The organism is Cupriavidus sp. FW305-27, assembly GCF_058787995.1.
On sequence record NZ_JBYTAG010000001.1, the window covers coordinates 220,243 to 237,597 of the forward strand.

The window sequence follows — 17,355 nt, forward strand, 5'->3', positions numbered from 1 at the left end:
CATGGCCTCCCTGGGTCTTACCGACGCGACCGGACTTGTCGGCGTTGCCGCCTACGTTGCCGCGCATTTTGCCGTGCAGGTCCTGCACAAATCCCCGACCGGCAGGCTGGCCGTCGTCCTCAACGTGATCGGGCCGAGCTGCATCCTGATCTCGCTGACCGGCGCCTTCAACCTGGCGTCGTTCCTGACCCAGTGCTTCTGGCTGGGGCTGACGCTGCTGGGCTGGTGGCGCAACCGGCGGGCGGGGCATGCGGTGGTGGAAACGCTGGGCGGACCGCGCCCGGGACAGCCCGTGCAGCAGTAACGAAGAGGCGGCCAGGACGCTTGGCAACGGCGATACAAATCTTCCGTTGCCTTGGCTCCCAGCCGTTTCTATACTCACCCCGAAACACTATTGGTAATATATTTAACCTGCAGTGAATCGACAAGAAACCCGAAAGCCTGAGACCCGTAACGGGCCGCATGGCAACCCCGGGATGACAACAGGAGACAAGGATGAGAAACGCCCCCAGAATCCCCGCCAGCCATTCCCGACCGTCGTAACCCCCGGCAGGCAGTACCGCAACGTACCCACCCAGACCGCAGACGGCAGACCGTGACGGAGCGCAGCTCCAGATAAACGGCAACCCGGGAAGCAAGGAGACATCGTGTATTCACAGAAAGACGTGCTGTCGATCGGCGCGCAGGCGCCGATCGCCCCCGCCCAACCGCAGCAGCAAACCCAATCGCATGAACTGCAGCGCACCCTGACCTGGAAGGATGCCTTCTGGGTCACCAGCGGCGTGCCCGCGGGCGTGCTCTTCACCATCGGCGGCGTGTCCGCCACCATCGGCAACCCGGCCTGGGTGATCTGGATCCTCGCCATCCTGGTCGGCTTTGCGCAGTGCTTCGTCTATGCCGAGATCTCGGGCCTGTATCCGCACAAATCCGGCGGCGCCTCGGTGTATGGCGCGCTCGGCTGGGTGCGCTACAGCAAGTTTGTCGCACCGGTCTCGGTGTGGTGCAACTGGGTGGCCTGGTCGCCGATGCTGGCGCTGGGCACCAGCCTCGCCGCCGGCTACATGCTGAGCGCGCTGTTCCCGCCCGATTCGGTCATCAACACCTGGCAACTGACACTGGTGGACCTGGGCTTTGTCAGCAAAGGCCTGACGCTGCGGGTGAACTCCACCTTCATCCTGGCCACCGCCTTCCTGCTGGTCACCTTCAAGCTGCAGCACAGCGGCGCCTCGGCCGCGGCCACCACGCAGCGCATCCTGGGCATTGCCTCGCTGACGCCGCTGGTGCTGATCGCGCTGGTGCCGATGTTCACCGGCGACATGCCGTCCACCAACTTCCTGCCGCTGCTGCCGCTGACCCATGACGGCGCCGGCGCCCCGGTGCTGGGCGGCTGGAACGCCGCCGGCATCAGCACCGCCATGGGCGCGATGTTCCTGGCGTGCTGGTCGACCTTCGGCTTCGAGACCGCGGTCTGCTACACCCGCGAGTTCAAGGATCCGCAGAAGGACACCTTCAAGGCGATCTTCTGGTCCGGCGTGCTGTGCCTGTTCATGTTCATCGCGGTGCCGATCGCCTTCCAGGGCTCGCTGGGCCTGTCGGGCATGCTGGAACCGGCCATCGTCGACGGCTCCGGCGTGGGCGCGGCCATGGCCAAGTTCGTCGGCGGCGGCGCGGTGGTGTTCAACGTGATCGTGGTGATGCTGGTGCTGGCGATCCTGCTGATCGTGATGACCTCGATGATGGGTTCGTCGCGCACGCTGTACCAGGCCTCGGTCGACGGCTGGCTGCCGCGCTACCTCTCGCACGTGAACGAGCACGGCTCGCCCACGCGCGCGATGTGGACTGATCTGGTGTTCAACCTGTTCCTGCTGCTGATGTCGAACTACATGGCGGTGCTGTCGATCAGCAACGTCTGCTACATGATCTTCGTGTTCCTGAACCTGCAGTCGGGCTGGATCCACCGCATGGACCGCCCGGACTGGGCCCGCCCGTACAAGTGCAAGAACTGGCTGCTGGCACTGGGCGCGTTCTTCGGCTTCTTCGACCTGGCCTTCGTCGGCGCCGGCGCCAACTTCCAGGGCGAGCACACGCTGCGCAACGGCCTGATCGCCGCGCTGCTGATCGTGCCGGTGTTCGTGTACCGCCACTACATCCAGGACAAGGGCCGCTTCCCCGAGTCGATGCGCCGCGACATGGAGCTGCCCAATGCGCGCGCCGGCGTGCTGCCCTACGTGGCGCTGGTCGTCGGCGGGCTGGTGGTGTGGATCGCTGCCAGGCTGACGGTGATCACCTGACGGCTCCGGCAGGCCGGCCCGGTGCCGGCCTGCCCCCCTTCCCGATTTCCCTGCTTTCCCTGAATTCCGAGGTACCGCCATGACTGACACGCTCCGCGTGCGCGTCGGCCGCGTCGAGCCGCTGGCCGCCGGCATCAAGCGCTTCACCCTGCAACCCTGCGACGGCGGCGCGCTGCCCGCCTTCGACAGCGGCAGCCACGTGGTCGTCCATATGGACGGCGGCCGGCTGCGCAACGCCTATTCGCTGACCAGCACGCTGGGCGAGCCCGGCCACTACCAGATCGCAGTGCGGCTGGAAGAGGCTTCGCGCGGCGGCTCGCGCTATATGCACGAGCAGGTCGGCGAAGGCGACGAACTGCATATCGGCGCGCCCGGCAACCTGTTCAGCCTGGACCACGGCGCCGGCCGCCACCTGCTGATCGCCGGCGGCATCGGCATCACGCCGTTCATGACGCATATCCAGGCGCTGGCCGCGCGCGGCGCGGCGTTCGAACTGCACTACTGCTTCCGCAACGCCCGTTCCACCGCCTTCCTGGACGTGCTGCCCGCCACGCTGCAGCCCGGCCAGCTTCACCTGTACGAGAGCGACAGCGGCACCATGCTCGACCTCGCCGCGCTGATCGCCGCGCAGCCTGCCGACACGCACGTCTATGTCTGCGGCCCGGCGCCGCTGAACGACGCCGTGGTCAACGCCGCGCGCGCCGCGGGCTGGGACGCGGGCCGCATCCACTTCGAGCAGTTCCGCAACGAGGTCGACGCCACCGGCGGCGCCTTCGAGGCCGTGCTGCAGAAAAGCGGGCTGACGCTGCAGGTCGGCGCCGACGAGCCGCTGCTGCGCGCCATCGAGAAGGCGGGCATCAAGGTAGACTGCATGTGCCGCGAAGGCATCTGCGGCTCCTGCGAGACCACCATCCTGGAAGGGCAGGCCGATCACCGCGACCAGTACCTGTCGGATGCCGAAAAGGCTGCGCAGAAGACGATGATGCTGTGCGTGTCGCGCTGCAAGGGCCAGCGGCTGGTGCTGGATCTCTGACCATACTGAGGCCATTCGCAACCTTTCGGTTGCGCTTCCCCGTCCGGTCTCCTAACATGCAACCACAACGTTGCCCATTCATGCCTGAACAAGGAGACCGGACATGGCTTCATCCACCGACCGCATCGAGCGCAGCATCCTGCTGGCCGCCCCCATCGAACGCGTCTGGCATGCACTGGCCGACGCCGACACCTTCGGCAGCTGGTTTGGCGTGAAATTCGACGGCGTGACCTTCGCCCCAGGCCAGCGTGCCGTGGGCAGCATCACCTATCCCGGTTATGAATACCTGAAGTTCGACGTAGAGGTCGAGCGCATGGAACCACCGAGGCTGCTGTCCTGGCGCTGGCATCCGGCGCCGATGGAGCGCGGCCGCGACTATTCGGCCGAACCGCCCACGCTGGTGGTGTTCGAGTTGAAGGAAGCCGAAGGCGGCACGCTGCTGACCGTGGTCGAATCCGGCTTCGACCAGATCCCGCCCGAACGCCGCATGGAAGCCTTCCGCATGAACAGCGGCGGCTGGGACGGGCAGATGGAAAACATCCGCAAGCATGTCAGCGGCGCAGCCTGAAACCCCGCCCGCGCTCGAACTGCGCGATGCGGCGACCGTCTTCGCCGCGCTTGGCGACGAAACCCGGCTGCGGCTGGTGGCAGCGCTGTGCGCGGGCGGCGCGCTGTCGATCGCGCAGCTGACCGCGGGCAGCGCCATGACGCGCCAGGCGGTCACCAAGCACCTGCAGGTGCTGGCGCAGGCCGGGCTGGTGCGCGACAGCCGCGCCGGCCGCGAGCGCCTGTGGCAGTTCGAGCCCGGCCAGGTCGAAGCCGCGCGCCGGTCGCTGGAAGCGATCGGGCGGCAATGGGATTTTGCGCTGGCAAAGCTGAAGCTGGCGGTGGAAGCCGAGCATTGACCTCCCCCCGCACGCCAGCGGTTTGCTCCCCTCTCGCAAGCAATGGACACCCTTTCACTCGCCGCTATACTGGGAGCCCCGCCCATCACAGCGAGAGGAAGCGCGCAGTGGCTGACCACGACCTGTCCAGGCTGAAAATCGACCGGAGCGCCGCCGCGGCCGGCGCCGGCATCCGCCCCCGGCGCAGGTGGCTGCGCTATGCAGTGATCGCGCTGGCCGTGCTGGCCCTGGCCGGCATCGCCATGAAGCTGGCCGGGCCGCAGGCGGTGCAGACCGCCACCGTCACCTCCGCCTATCCCACGCAGAATTTCACCGTGCTCAATGCCACCGGCTATGTCGTGCCGCAGCGCAAGGCGGCGGTCGCGTCCAAGGCGCAGGGCCGGCTGGAATGGCTGGGCGTGCTGGAAGGCTCGCGCGTGAAGAAGGACGAGATCATCGCACGGCTGGAGAGCAAGGACGTCGCCGCCTCGTTCGCGCAGGCCCAGGCACAGGTCCAGGTGGCGCAGGCCAACCTGGCGCTGCAGCAGGCCGAGCTGAAGGACGCCGAGGTGAACCTGCGCCGCTCGAAGATCCTGATCGTGCCGAACGCCATCTCGCGCACCCAGTACGACGCCGACGTGGCGCGCTTTGACAAGGCGCGGGCCTCGGTCAACAGTTCGCGCGCGGCGATCGCCTCGGCCCAGGCCAATGCCCGCGCGGCCGAGGTCGCGGTGGAGCAGACCGTGGTGCGCGCGCCCTTCGATGGCGTGGTGCTGGTCAAGCATGCCAACGTGGGCGACAACATCACGCCCTTCTCTGCCGCCGCCGACACCAAGGGCGCGATCGTGACCATCGCCGACATGGAGACGCTGGAGGTGGAAGCCGATGTCGCCGAATCCAATATCGGCAAGATCCGCGCCAACCAGCCGTGCGAGCTGCTGCTGGATGCGCTGCCGGGATTGCGGCTGGCGGGGCAAGTGTCGCGCATCGTGCCGACGGTGGACCGCTCCAAGGCCACCGTGCTGGTCAAGGTGCGCTTTGTCGACCGCGATGCGCGCGTGCTGCCGGACATGAGCGCCAAGATCGCCTTCCTGTCGCGCACCGCCTCGGCGCAGGACCGCCAGCCGGTGGTGGCGGTGCAGCCCGCCGCCGTGGTCACGCGGCAGGGCCGGGAGCTGGCCTATGTGGTGAAGGACGGCCGTGCGCATGAGGTGCAGGTCAAGACCGGCGACAAGCTGGGCGAACTGGTGGCCGTGCAGGGCGTCAAGCCCGGCGACGTGCTGGTGCTGTCGCCGGCCGACAATCTCGGCGACGGCGACCGCATCACCGTGGCCAAGCCGTAGAGAGGACCACATGAGCGCAGCACCGCTGGTGCAGATCAGCCACGTCGCCAAATCCTACCGGCGCGGCGTGCAGACCGTGCCGGTGCTGACCGATATTTCGCTCGATATCGGCGAAGGCGAATTTGTTGCGCTGATGGGACCGTCGGGCTCGGGCAAGAGCACGCTGCTGAACCTGATCGCCGGCATCGACCGGCCCGACAGCGGCACGCTGCAAGTGGCGGGGCTGGACATCACGCGGCTGCCGGAGGCCGAGCTGGCCGACTGGCGCGCCGCCAATGTCGGCTTTATCTTCCAGTTCTATAACCTGATGCCGGTGCTGACCGCGTTCGAGAACGTGGAGCTGCCGCTGATGCTGACCAGCCTGCCACGTGCGGAGCGTCGTGCGCGCGTGGAACTGGTGCTGGACATGGTCAACCTGGCCGACCGCATGAGCCACTACCCGTCGGAGCTGTCGGGCGGCCAGCAGCAGCGCGTGGCGATTGCGCGCGCGCTGATCACCGACCCCGCGCTGATCGTCGCCGACGAGCCCACCGGCGACCTCGACCGCACCTCCGCCGCCGAGATCCTGGCGATGATGCAGCGGCTCAATGCCGATGCCGGCAAGACCATCATCATGGTCACGCACGATGCCCACGCCGCGGCCGCGGCCGGGTCGCTGGTGCACCTGGAGAAGGGAGAGTTGATCCGTGGCGAGATTGCCTAAGTCGTCATGTACGCACTCAAGCTGATCACCCGCAACGCGCTGCGGCACAAGCTGCGCACCACGCTGACGGTGTTCGGGCTGGTGATCGCGGTACTGGCGTTCGGGCTGCTGCAGACGGTGATCGATGCCTGGTATGCGGGCGCGTCTGCAGCATCCAGCGCGCGGCTGGTCACGCGCAATGCGATCTCGCTGGTGTTTCCGCTGCCGCTGAGCTACGAAAGCCGCATCAGGGGCGTCGACGGCGTGACCTCGGTGGCGCGCTCCAACTGGTTCGGCGGCGTCTACCGCGATCCCAAGAACTTCTTCGCGCAGTTCGCGGTATCCGATAACTACCTCGACCTCTATCCGGAATTCATCGTGCCCGACCAGCAGCGCGCCGACTACCAGCGCGACCGCAAGGGCGCGCTGGTCGGGCGCCAGCTGGCCGACCAGTTCGGCTTCAAGCTTGGCGACGTGGTCCCGATCAAGGGCACCATCTACCCCGGCACCTGGGAGTTCGTGGTGCGCGGCATCATGGAAGGGCGCGACGAGAGCACCATCACGCGCCAGATGGTGTTCCACTGGGAATACCTGAACGAGACCGTGCGCAAGCGCACCCCGCGCCAGGCCGACCAGGTCGGCGTCTTTGTGCTGGGCGTGGACAACCCCGACAACACCGCCGCGATCTCGCGCAATGTCGATGCGGTGTTCCGCAATTCACTGGCGGAGACGCTGACCGAGACCGAGCAGGCCTTCCAGCTGGGCTTTGTCGCCATGTCCAACCAGATCATCGCGGCGATCCGCGTGGTGTCCTACGTGGTGATCGTGATCATCATGGCGGTGATGGCCAATGCCATGGCGATGAGCGCACGCGAGCGCACCGTGGAATACGCCACGCTCAAGGCGCTGGGCTTCGGCCCCGGCTTCCTGGCGCTGCTGGTGTTCGGCGAGTCGCTGGCGATCTGCGTGGCCGGCGGCGCGCTCGGCATGCTGGCGACGCCGCCGGTGGCAAGCGCCTTCAAGCAGGCCGTTGGCGGCGTGTTCCCGGTCTTCACCGTGTCGCCCCAGACCATGCAGCTGCAGGCGGCCTGCGCGCTGGCGGTGGGCGTCTTTGCCGGCATCGTGCCGGCGGTGCAGGCTGCGCGCGTGCGCATCGTCGAGGGCCTGCGGGCCATCGGCTAGCGCGCGGAGGCTGATGTGGCGATCCCGCTGACCTATATCGCGCGCAACCTGTGGGCCAGGCGCCTGACCACCGCGCTGACCGCGGGCGGGCTGGCGCTGGTGGTGTTCGTCTTTGCCACCATGCTGATGCTGGACGCCGGTCTGAAGAAGACCCTGGTCACCACCGGCGAGCAGAACAACGTGGTGCTGATCCGCAAGGGCGCCGAGACCGAGATCCAGAGCTCGGTCAACCGCGACCAAGCCGGCATCATGGAGATGCACCCGGCCGTGGCCATGAGCGGCGCTGGCCGGCCGCTGGCCTCGCGCGAGGCGGTGGTGCTGATCTCGCTTACCAAGACCAGCACCGGGCAACCGTCCAACGTGGTGATCCGCGGCATCTCGCCGCCGGGCATGGACCTGCGCCCGCAGGTGCGGCTGGTGACCGGACGCATGTTCCGGCCGGGCTCGTCCGAGATCATCGTCGGCAGCAGCATCGCCGGCGGCTTTGCCGGGGTGCAGATCGGCGAGCACCTGCGCTTTGCCCAGCGCGACTGGACCGTGGTCGGCCACTTCGACGCCGGCGGCAGCGGCTTCGACTCCGAGATCTGGGGCGACGTGGACCAGCTGATGCAGTCGTTCCGGCGCAATGCGTATTCGTCGATGGTGGTGCGGCTGGCGGATTCGGCGCTGTTCGACCGCTTTCGCACCGATATCGACGTCGACCCGCGGCTGGCCGACGAGGCCAAGCGCGAGCAGGCCTTCTACAGCGACCAGTCCAAGGCGCTGTCCAGCTTTATCAAGATCCTCGGCTTCACGCTGTCCACCATCTTTTCGGTCGCGGCGATGATCGGCGCCATGATCACCATGTACGCCTCGGTGGCCAACCGCGTGGCGGAGATCGGCACGCTGCGCGCGCTGGGTTTCAAGCGCGTCAACGTGCTGACCGCCTTCCTGATCGAAGCCGCGCTGCTGGGGCTGGTGGGCGGCATCGCGGGCCTTGCGTGCGCCACGCTGATGCAGTTCGCGTCGTTCTCGACCACCAACTTCCAGACCTTCGCGGACCTCTCGTTCCGCTTCATCCTGACCCCGGCTATCGCGCTGCAGACGCTGGCGTTCTCGATGGTGATGGGGCTGGCGGGCGGATTCCTGCCGGCGGTGCGGGCGGCGCGAATGAATATCGTGGACGCGTTGCGGGCGCGCTGAGCGAGGGTTCGCTCCCCTCTCCCGCAAGCGGGAGAGGGAGCACGGCATCGGCATTCACGGCCCGGTAGTCGCTGCGCCCCACCCCCAACCTTTCCTTGCCTTATTCCACCCGCGCGTCTACAACCCGTAGTGATGCATGCTCCCCGTCAGGCATTGCCGGCGGCCAGTGCACCCCCGGCACGGCCAGCGGCGCCCGATGGCAAGGTACCCCCGCAACCCTCTCCGCCAGGACGCCCCCGATGAACCTCGACCTGCTGGGCTCGCTGCTGACTGCCGTCGTGGTGCTGCTGATCGGCACGCTGGTCAACCGCAGCGTCGGCGTGCTGTCGCGCTACAACATTCCCGACCCTGTCACCGGCGGCCTGCTGTTCGCGATCATCGCCTCGGTGGCGCTGGCGGCAGCGAACTTCCGCGTGGTGATCGATCCCGGCATGAAGCCGGTGCTGCTGCTGATGTTCTTCGGCGGCGTCGGGCTCTGCGCCGACCTGCGCATGCTCAGGCGCGGCGGCAAGGCGCTGGTGATCTTCCTCATCATCCTGCTGCCCTACATCCTGGTGCAGAACGTGGTGGGCGTGGCCATGGCCAGGACGCTGGACCTGCATCCCATCTTCGGGCTGGTGAGCGGCTCGATCACGCTGGTGGGCGGCCACGGCACCGGCGCCGCCTATGCCGAGCGCTTTGCCGAGGTCAACAACCTGCAGGCGGTGATGGACCTGTCGATGACAGTGGCCACCATCGGCCTGATTGTGGGCGGCATCATCGGCGGCCCGGTGGCGCAGTACCTGATCTCGCGCTACAAGCTGCGCTCGACCGCGCGCGAGGCCGGCGACACCGAGGAAGAAGCCGCCGCGGTTTCCCCCATCACCACCGTGGGCGCGCTGGCCTCGCTGGCCGGCATCCTGGCCGCGGTGATCGGCGGGCGCTGGATCGCCGCGCAGATGCCCACCGGCGCCATCACCATCCCCGGCTTCCTGTGGTGCATGATGCTCGGCATCGCCATCCGCAACCTGCTGCCCTTTGCCGGCGTGCGCTTTGACGACCGCGCCACCGACCTGATCACCAATATCTGCCTGTCGCTGTTCCTGGTGATGACCATGATGGCGCTGGACCTGGCCGAGGTGGCGCTGTCCGCCGGCCCCTTCCTGCTGATCATCGCCATGCAGGTGGTCTTCATCATCCTGTATGTGGTGCTGGTGTGCTTCCGCTTCATGGGGGGTGACTACGAGGCTGCGGTCACCTCGGCCGCCTTTATCGGCTTCAACATGGGGTCGACCGCCACCGCCATGGCCAATATGCGCGCCATCACGTCCCGCTACGGGCCGGCACCCACCAGCTATTTGATCACGCCGCTGGCCGGCGCGTTCTTCGTCGACCTGATGAACGCCTTCGTGCTGACCATGCTGCTGGCGTTGCCGCTGATCGGAGGCTGACATGCGCCGCGCCCTCTTCACCCTCCTCATTGCCTTGGTGGCCAGCGCCTGGCTGGCAGGCTGCGGCGGCGGCCCGCCCGCCGACGGCATCCGCGCCGGCATCAACGAGCGGCTGGCGCAGGCGCTGCCGCCGGGCACGGTGGAACTGGCCGGCCTGGACCGGCGCGGCTCGCAGGCAGACACCAAGGCCCCGGCCGGTGAAACCCGCCGCGTGGTGTACTTCGATGCGGAACTGAAACTGCTGCGCGACTACGACTTCGGCGCCTGGGACTCGCCCGGCGTGGCCGGGCTGGTGTCGGCGCTGGGCGCGGGCCCGCGCGGCATCACCGGCATCACCAGCGGCGGCAACAAGGCCGGCGACATCATCCGCGCGCATGGCACGGCGCTGTACCGGCGCGACGGCGAGCGCTGGGTCGGCGTGCTGCCGGCCGGCTACCGCCCCGCTGAAGCCCCGACCGTCGCCACCGATGCGCAAAGGGGCCCGGCGGCGATCCTGGACGCGATGCGCAAGGTGATCGAGTCCGTGCAGAAGGATGCCTCGCCGGCGCAGCGCGCCGTGATCGAGCAGGAGCTGACCACCGCGCACGCCAACATCCGCGCGCGGCTGGCACGGGTCAACGAGGGCTATGCCATTGCCGCCGGCGCCGAACACGGCCAGTACCTGCGCTTCGCGAAGGCGCTGGTGGACGGGGCACGCGTGCGCGCGATGCCGCTGGTCACGCACGGCGGAGAAGAGAACCTGCGGCTGCTGCGCGCCGGCAAGGTCTCGGTGGCGCTGGCGCAGGGCGATGCGGCGCTGGAAGCCTACGAGGGCAAGGGCGTGTTTGCCGCCGACGGCCCGCAAGCCTCGCTGCGCGCCATCGGCAGCCTCTACCCCGAGCCCGTGCACGTGCTGGTGCGCGACGCCGATCCCGCCCGCTCGGTGTCAGAGCTGCGCGGCAAGCGCATCGCCGTGGGCGAGCGCGGCTCAGCCTCGCGCGTGACCGCGCTGCGTGTGCTGGCTGCGCATGGCCTGACCGACAAGGACTTCAAGGCCGAGGAAGTTGGGCTGGGCACCGGGCTGGTGGCGCTGCGCCAGAAGCAGGTCGACGCGGTGATCCAGGTGATCGGCGTGCCGGCCGACAGCATCCGCGACGCGCTCGGCGAAATGCCGCTGCGGCTGCTGCCGCTGGACGAACGGGTCATCACCGCGATGGTCGGGCAGAAGGCGGGCTATTTCCGCGCCACCATCGCGCCGGGCACCTATCCCGGCCTGCACACGCCGGTGCGCACCATCGCCACGGCGGCGATCCTGGTGACCGGGCCGGACCTGTCCGATACCGAAGTGGCCGAGCTGACGCGGCTGGTCTACCGCCACGGGCGCGACTTTGTCGCCCGCGGCAGCGCCCAGGGCGCGCAGATTGCCGTGGCAACGGCGCGTGAAGGGCTGATGATCCCGCAGCATCTGGCGGCGGCCAAGGCGCTGGACGCGCTGGCGACACCCGGCATTCCGCCCGCCAAGCCCGGCGGAACGCCCGCGAAGCCCGTTGCAACGCCTGCGGCTTCGGGCGCCCGTGCGCAGTAAGGCCCGGCGGGCGGGCCGCCGATCAGCCCGCCGCGCTCGCCAGGCCTTCAGCCAGCCGGCAGCGCCGGTCCAGGAAATCGCTGGCGTGGCCGTTGCTGCCGGCCGCGCTGTCGACGGGCTGGTCGATCACGACAAAGCCTGCCCCGCCCTGCCGCTCCCGCACATAGGTGACAAAGATGCCGCGGTCCGGCGGCGCTGCGGCGGCGCCCCCCTTGGTGCCGTCACGCACGAGCTGGAAAGGGTCGACCGCCAGCACCGGCGCGCTGGCTGGCACAAAGATCGCGCGCACCGGCTTGTCCTCGAGCCGCAGCGTGGTCCAGCCGGTGCCGATCGGCCCGGCCGCGCCATTGACCACGGCGCGCGCGGCCGAGCTGATGCAATCGAGATGGATATGCAGCTGGTCCTGGCTGCGCGAGGCGCGGGAATTGATCGCGAGGCCCAGCATGTCGTCGGGCACGGCCTTGCCAAGCGAGCGGCCAACGATGCCGCGCGCGGCCCAGCCGAAGGCCCAGGGGTTGGCGCCTGCGCCGTCCCAGGCTCTGGCGTCGTCGATGCCGGTCATCGTCCGTGCCGGGATCACCAGGTAATGCGACTTGCCGATCGCGTCCTTGTAGAGCACCAGTCCCTGGGACCGATCCACTTGCGCGCAATCGGGATGAGCCGCCGCGGTACTGCCAAGGCAGCGCTGCTGCACGTTGCGCCACAAGCCATCGCGGCCGCCCGACAGGACGCCGACGACGCTTTCGGCGGTGCAGCCGGCCAGGGCCAGGATGGCCGCCAGCCACAACGCGGGGGCACCGCGCCAACCGCGGGCCGGCTTCAGCGCCGGCACGAAACTCCGTAGAAAGTCCCGGCGCGTGGATTAGACACCACATAGGCGTGGCGCTGCGCCCAGAACTGCGCGGTACGGAAGGCTTCGGCCTCGCGCTCGCTCCAGTCCGTTGCAAGCAACGGCAGGGCTTCGGCATCGGTGGTGAGATAAACCCGCGCCTGATAGCGGGCGGATTGCAGCGTGCCGGTACGGATGGTGCGGATCGTGACGTGGAGGGTCATAGGCAGCTTCTCGACTAGGCGACTACCAAATCATAACCACTTCCGTGTGTTGGATTGGTGAAACCGTTGCGAATGTGCTAAGGCACCACAGATCTGTCAGGATCCGACCCCGGCGCCGACATACCCGCATCCTCATGCCTTCGGGAGAAAAACATGCCGCCCAACCCGCTCCGCAAGTCCGCCATCCTTGTGCTGACCCACCTTGCCGCGCTGGCCGTGGGCTTTGCCGCGGGCATCTATGTCCTGCCGATCCTGACGGAGCAGGCCGGTGCCAGTGCCGAGCAAGTGCAGGCTGTATCACAACAGTCGCGCTACACCGGCACCTTCCGCAAGGACTTGGCAGGCAGCGACGCGCTGCACTGGGCCAGCGGCCAACTCCATGTTTCGCCGCAGGCGCTTGCCTTTGAAGGCAGCGTTGCGCCGGGGCCGGACTATCGGATCTACCTGGCGCCGGAGTTTGTCGACAACAAGGAGGCCTTCCTTCGGATCAAGGACCGGTCGCTGCAGGTTGGTGAGCTGAAGACCTTTGGCAACTTCACCGTGGCGTTGCCGGCTGGCGTGGATCCGGCACGGTATGGGGCGGTGGTGATTTGGTGTGAGAGGTTTGGGCAGTTTATCGGGGCGGCGGGGTATCGGTAGTCATCGCCATGCCGCCGGATATCGCGATGTCGCGCTTGGCAACAACAAGAACACCCCGCAACCAAAGGGCGAAGACCAGAGAAAAAGAGGCCGATCAAATCAACCGGCCCAACGACCCCCCGCAATACCAGCCGCAGGTGTCGATATGACAGTCAAGCGCCCGCCCATGCAGGCATCACAACCTGCCAGGCGGGCATCAGGCAGTTACGCTCAGAAGCGATGACGCAGGCCAACGGTAGCACCGGTCTGGTTCTCACCAGCCACCACCGTGCCAACACCATTCAGGCCCAGCGCCGAACCCGACTTGTTCTTCGAGTACCCAACATTCAGGTACACATCCGTACGCTTGGACAGCGAGTAGTCCGCCGACAGCACGAACATCCACGGATCCGCGTCGCTATTGCGGGTGTCGTTGTAGTAGGCCGCGCCGGTCAGCTGGAAGGCAGGCGTGAAGCGGTACTGCGCGCCAGCCCAGTACACGTTGCTGCGGGTCGAAATGGCGCTGGCGCTCGACACGCCGTCGTCCTTCAGCCAGCGGTAGCCGGCAAACACCTTGGCGCCGCCAAAGGCATAGGCCGTACCCACCGCGGCGCGCTTGGCGGCACGGTCCTGCAACGTCACGGTGGCGCCCTGGTACTGGTCGTAGGCAGCGCCGACCGAGAAGCCGCCCGCGGCGTACGACAGGCCGCCGCCGAAGTTGCGCGCGACCTTGGGCTCGCCCGGGACTTCGCCGTTGTTGTCGCGACCGAAGCTGTAGAAGCCGGTGGCGGTCAGGCCGCCGAACTTGCCGGTGTACTTGATGGCGTTGTCGGCGCGGCCATTGAAGGCCGAGTCAACGCTGTTCAGCGAGTAGCGCGGGCCCACGCCCATCGGGTCGAAGGCGCCGAACAGGTCGTACAGCGCGTTCTGCTGGCGGCCCAGCGTGACCGCGCCCCAGCCGCCCTGCAGGCCGACGTAGGCCTGGCGGCCGAACAGGCGGTTGCCCTGGCCCGAGGTGCCGGTATCGATGTCGAACCCGCTCTCCAGCACGAAGATACCCTTCAGGTCGCCGCCCAGGTCTTCGGTGCCGCGCAGGCCCCAGCGCGAGCCGGACAGGTTGCCAGAGTTCAGGCGCGTTGCCGTACCCTGGGCGCCGTTGCTGCCCGGCACGTGGCTGATCACTTCGACGCCGGCATCGACGATGCCGTAGAGCGTCACGTTCGACGCGGACTGGGCCGACGCCACCCCGGATACGGCCGACGCGGCCACTGCTGCCGTCATTGCAAGGAGAGCTTTCTTCACTGTAATTTCTCTGTGTTCTGTTTGAGGCACGACACCGCGCCGGACCCAGGCCGGGTCGGCAAGGCCAACCAGGTCCAGCCGGGCAACCCGGCAACGGCGCATCGTCCGCACAAGTTGCGGCCTCGGCATTGTCGCGGCGCAATATGTAACCTTTGTGACCCATGCTTCGTAGCAGGAAGTGACGGATAGCCCCAAATGGGGGTTTTCCCTGTAACCAAGGGGAACGTTTTGGTACGATGCATGCTTTTCCGACGACGGTAATGCCAGTGCCCCGTGCCGCCATGTGCCTGTGCCTCGACCGCTTCGCCTCATGAGGCTGGCTGAGATCAAGACCCGGCTTGCCCCGCTGCTCGCCTCGCTGCAGGCTTCATTGCCTGCCCCCCTCCAGCAACGCCTGTCAGGCATGGCCGCGCGCCTTGCACGCGCCGGCCTGACCCGGCCCGGGTCGCTGCGCCCCACGCGGCGCGGCGTGCTGGTGGGCCTGGCCGCCATCCCGGCGGCCCTCCTGCTCTATGTGCTGGTCCTGATCCCGTTCACGCCGGGCATCAGCGATATCCGCAAGGCCAAGTCCGAGCAGCCGGCCCAGGTGCTGTCCGCCGACGGCAAGGAGCTGGCGGTGTTCAAGTGGGCCAACCGCGACTGGGTGCCGCTGTCGCAGATTTCACCCAATGTGGTGGCTGCGCTGATCTCCACCGAAGACCACCGCTTCTACCAGCACCACGGGCTGGATTGGCGCAGGCTGGCCTCGGCCGCGGTGCATACCTTCTCCGGCGACCGCCAGGGCGGGTCCACCATCACCCAGCAGCTGGCCCGCAACCTCTATCCCGATGAAATCGGCCGCGCGCCCACGCTGACGCGCAAGCTCAAGGAAGCCATCACCGCGCTGAAGATCGAGGCGCTCTATACCAAGGACGAGATCCTCGAGACCTACCTCAACACCGTGCCGTTCCTGTACAACGCGTTCGGCATCGAGATGGCGGCGCGCACCTACTTCGACCGCCCGGCGCGCTCGCTCGACGTGCTGCAGAGCGCCACGCTGATCGGCATGCTCAAGGGCAACAGCTACTACAACCCGGTGCTCAACCCCGAGCGCGCGCTCGACCGGCGCAATATCGTGCTGGCCCAGATGGTCAAGCGCGGCAAGCTGGATGCGGCGCGCTACGAGCAGCTGAAGAAGCGCCCGCTGCGCATCGACTTCGAGCGCCAGACCGAGCCGCCAGGCCCCGCGCCACATTTCGCGCAGCAGCTGCGCAAGTGGCTGATCGGCTGGGCCGACCGCAATGGCTACGACATCTACGCCGACGGCCTGGTGGTGCATACCACCATCGACGCCCGCCTGCAGGCCATGGCCACGCAGGCCGTGGTGCAGCAGGGCAACCGGCTGCAGGCCATCGCCAACGCGGCCTGGGCGCCGCGCGCGGGCTGGGCCGCCAACCTGCCGCTGGTGCAGGCCTTCGTGCGCGAAACCCCGGAGTACCGTGCCGCCATCGCCGCCGGCACCGCGCCGGAAGAGGCGCTGCGCCATCTGATGTCCGACCATGCCTTCATGCGCGCGCTGCACCAGCAGAAGACGCGCATCCAGGCGGGCTTCATGGCCATCGATCCGCGCAACGGCGAGATCCGCGCCTGGGTCGGCAGCCGCGACTACACCCAGGACGCGTTCGACCACGTGCAGCAGGCGCGCCGCCAGCCGGGCTCGACCTTCAAGCCCTTTGTCTACGGCGCGGCCTTTGAAGAAGGCAAGACCCCCGACGACACGCTGGTGGACCAGCCGGTGGAAATCGAACTGGCTGGCGGCGAGGTCTGGCGCCCCACCGATGAAGGCCGCCCCACCGGCCGCGCCATGACGCTGCGCGACGGCCTGGTCTATTCGCGCAACACCATCACCGCGCAGCTGATGCACGAAGTGGGGCCGACGCGCGTGGCGCGGCTGGCGCGCGACATGGGCGTGCGCGACAGCCAGCTCGACGTGGTGCCGTCGCTGGCGCTGGGCACCAGCCCGGTCACGCTCAAGGAGATGGTGGCCGCCTACGGCACCATCGCCAACGCCGGCGACTACATCGCGCCCACCATGGTGACGCGCATTGAAGACCGCCAGGGCAATGTGCTGCAGGTGTTCCGGCCGGCGCGCGCCGAGCACGCGCTGCCCGCCGCCACCACGCAAACCCTGCTCGACGTGATGCGCGACGTGATCGACCGCGGCACCGGCGCCAGCATCCGCTCGCGCTTCGGCATCCGCGCCGACGTGGCCGGCAAGACCGGCACCACCCAGGACAATGCCGACGGCTGGTTCATCCTGATGCATCCGGAACTGGTGGCGGGCGCCTGGGTCGGCTTCAACGACAGCCGCGTCACGCTGCGCAGCGACTACTGGGGCCAGGGCGCGCACAGCGCGCTGCCGATGGTGGGCGACTTCTACCAGCGCGCGCTGCGCTCGCGCATCGTCGACGGCCGCGCGCGCTTTGCCGAGCACGAAGAGACCAGCCTGTTCGCATCGCTGGGAACGCAGCTGCGCGGCTGGTTCAGCCAGCTGTTCACGCGCGACAAGGCCAGCGAGACCCCGGCGCCGCGCCCGGCACCGCGTCGGCCGGCGCTGCCCACGCCGGAGGCCGAGGTCGCGCCGCCGGCCGGCGCGGCATCGTCTGCCGCGGTGGATGTCGGCCCGGATGAGTCCAGCCTGGCGCTGGATCGGGGGGAGACGGTGATTGCGGTGCCGCAGGACATGAGCGCGGGCAGCGCTCCGGTTGCGCCACCCCCTCAGGCCGAACCAGCGCCTAACGCCGCCCCTGCC

At 68.1% G+C, this 17,355-nt stretch carries 16 protein-coding genes; 13 read left to right on the plus strand and 3 right to left on the minus strand.

All coding sequences use genetic code 11. The features are described from left to right. Position 1: 1 nt before the first annotated feature. The 11 genes from AC3WRI_RS00945 to AC3WRI_RS00995 all read left to right on the plus strand — a co-directional run bounded on the left by AC3WRI_RS00945 (position 2) and on the right by AC3WRI_RS00995 (position 11,591). Positions 2-304 (plus strand): CBU_0592 family membrane protein, encoded by a 303-nt coding sequence (locus AC3WRI_RS00945; protein ID WP_010811003.1) that lies wholly within the window; start codon positions 2-4, stop codon positions 302-304. Between the two features lie 364 nt (positions 305-668). After that, on the plus strand, positions 669-2,291 hold the full coding sequence (locus tag AC3WRI_RS00950; RefSeq protein ID WP_062804628.1) for a trimethylamine N-oxide permease: 1,623 nt from the start codon (positions 669-671) through the stop codon (positions 2,289-2,291). 79 nt (positions 2,292-2,370) lie between these two features. Next, positions 2,371-3,324, plus strand: coding sequence for a PDR/VanB family oxidoreductase (locus AC3WRI_RS00955; RefSeq protein WP_010811001.1), 954 nt, complete (start codon positions 2,371-2,373; stop codon positions 3,322-3,324). A gap of 103 nt (positions 3,325-3,427) precedes the next feature. Then, on the plus strand, positions 3,428-3,892 hold the full coding sequence (locus AC3WRI_RS00960) for an SRPBCC family protein (protein WP_011617667.1): 465 nt from the start codon (positions 3,428-3,430) through the stop codon (positions 3,890-3,892). After that, complete coding sequence (locus tag AC3WRI_RS00965; RefSeq protein WP_010810999.1) at positions 3,873-4,229, plus strand: ArsR/SmtB family transcription factor; 357 nt, start codon at positions 3,873-3,875, stop codon at positions 4,227-4,229. The genes AC3WRI_RS00960 and AC3WRI_RS00965 overlap by 20 nt, the downstream gene beginning before the upstream one ends. A gap of 107 nt (positions 4,230-4,336) precedes the next feature. Beyond that, positions 4,337-5,551, plus strand: coding sequence for an efflux RND transporter periplasmic adaptor subunit (locus AC3WRI_RS00970; protein ID WP_010810998.1), 1,215 nt, complete (start codon positions 4,337-4,339; stop codon positions 5,549-5,551). 10 nt (positions 5,552-5,561) lie between these two features. Continuing rightward, a complete protein-coding gene (locus tag AC3WRI_RS00975) occupies positions 5,562-6,254 on the plus strand; it encodes an ABC transporter ATP-binding protein (protein WP_010810997.1) in 693 nt (230 codons plus the stop codon). Positions 6,255-6,260: 6 nt separating this feature from the next. Further along, positions 6,261-7,415: an ABC transporter permease gene (locus AC3WRI_RS00980; protein WP_011617669.1), complete on the plus strand. Its 1,155-nt coding sequence runs from the start codon at positions 6,261-6,263 to the stop codon at positions 7,413-7,415. A 15-nt stretch (positions 7,416-7,430) separates the two neighbouring features. Next, the gene (locus AC3WRI_RS00985; protein ID WP_492292352.1) at positions 7,431-8,597 is read left to right on the plus strand and encodes an ABC transporter permease; all 1,167 of its coding nucleotides are present in this window, start codon (positions 7,431-7,433) and stop codon (positions 8,595-8,597) included. A 239-nt stretch (positions 8,598-8,836) separates the two neighbouring features. Next, positions 8,837-10,027, plus strand: a complete 1,191-nt coding sequence (gene gltS, locus AC3WRI_RS00990) for a sodium/glutamate symporter (protein ID WP_010810994.1) — start codon at positions 8,837-8,839, stop codon at positions 10,025-10,027. 1 nt (position 10,028) lies between these two features. Next, a complete protein-coding gene (locus AC3WRI_RS00995; protein WP_011617670.1) occupies positions 10,029-11,591 on the plus strand; it encodes a TAXI family TRAP transporter solute-binding subunit in 1,563 nt (520 codons plus the stop codon). Between the two features lie 22 nt (positions 11,592-11,613). Here the strand turns inward: AC3WRI_RS00995 and AC3WRI_RS01000 are convergent, their stop codons facing one another. Both AC3WRI_RS01000 and AC3WRI_RS01005 read right to left on the minus strand, forming a co-directional pair. Next, positions 11,614-12,423 (minus strand): CDP-diacylglycerol diphosphatase, encoded by an 810-nt coding sequence (locus AC3WRI_RS01000; protein ID WP_010810992.1) that lies wholly within the window; start codon positions 12,421-12,423, stop codon positions 11,614-11,616. Next, positions 12,411-12,644: a hypothetical protein gene (locus tag AC3WRI_RS01005; protein ID WP_010810991.1), complete on the minus strand. Its 234-nt coding sequence runs from the start codon at positions 12,642-12,644 to the stop codon at positions 12,411-12,413. The genes AC3WRI_RS01000 and AC3WRI_RS01005 overlap by 13 nt, the downstream gene beginning before the upstream one ends. A gap of 153 nt (positions 12,645-12,797) precedes the next feature. On the opposite strand from AC3WRI_RS01005, the gene AC3WRI_RS01010 reads away from it, so the two are divergent. Further along, positions 12,798-13,283 (plus strand): DM13 domain-containing protein, encoded by a 486-nt coding sequence (locus AC3WRI_RS01010; protein WP_011617672.1) that lies wholly within the window; start codon positions 12,798-12,800, stop codon positions 13,281-13,283. A 210-nt stretch (positions 13,284-13,493) separates the two neighbouring features. On the opposite strand, the gene AC3WRI_RS01015 is transcribed toward AC3WRI_RS01010, so the two are convergent. Next, complete coding sequence (locus AC3WRI_RS01015; RefSeq protein WP_492292354.1) at positions 13,494-14,564, minus strand: porin; 1,071 nt, start codon at positions 14,562-14,564, stop codon at positions 13,494-13,496. Between the two features lie 310 nt (positions 14,565-14,874). Here AC3WRI_RS01015 and AC3WRI_RS01020 point away from each other — a divergent pair. Continuing rightward, positions 14,875-17,355 (plus strand): penicillin-binding protein 1A (locus AC3WRI_RS01020; protein WP_492292356.1); only part of this gene is annotated, 2,481 nt, incomplete at its 3' end.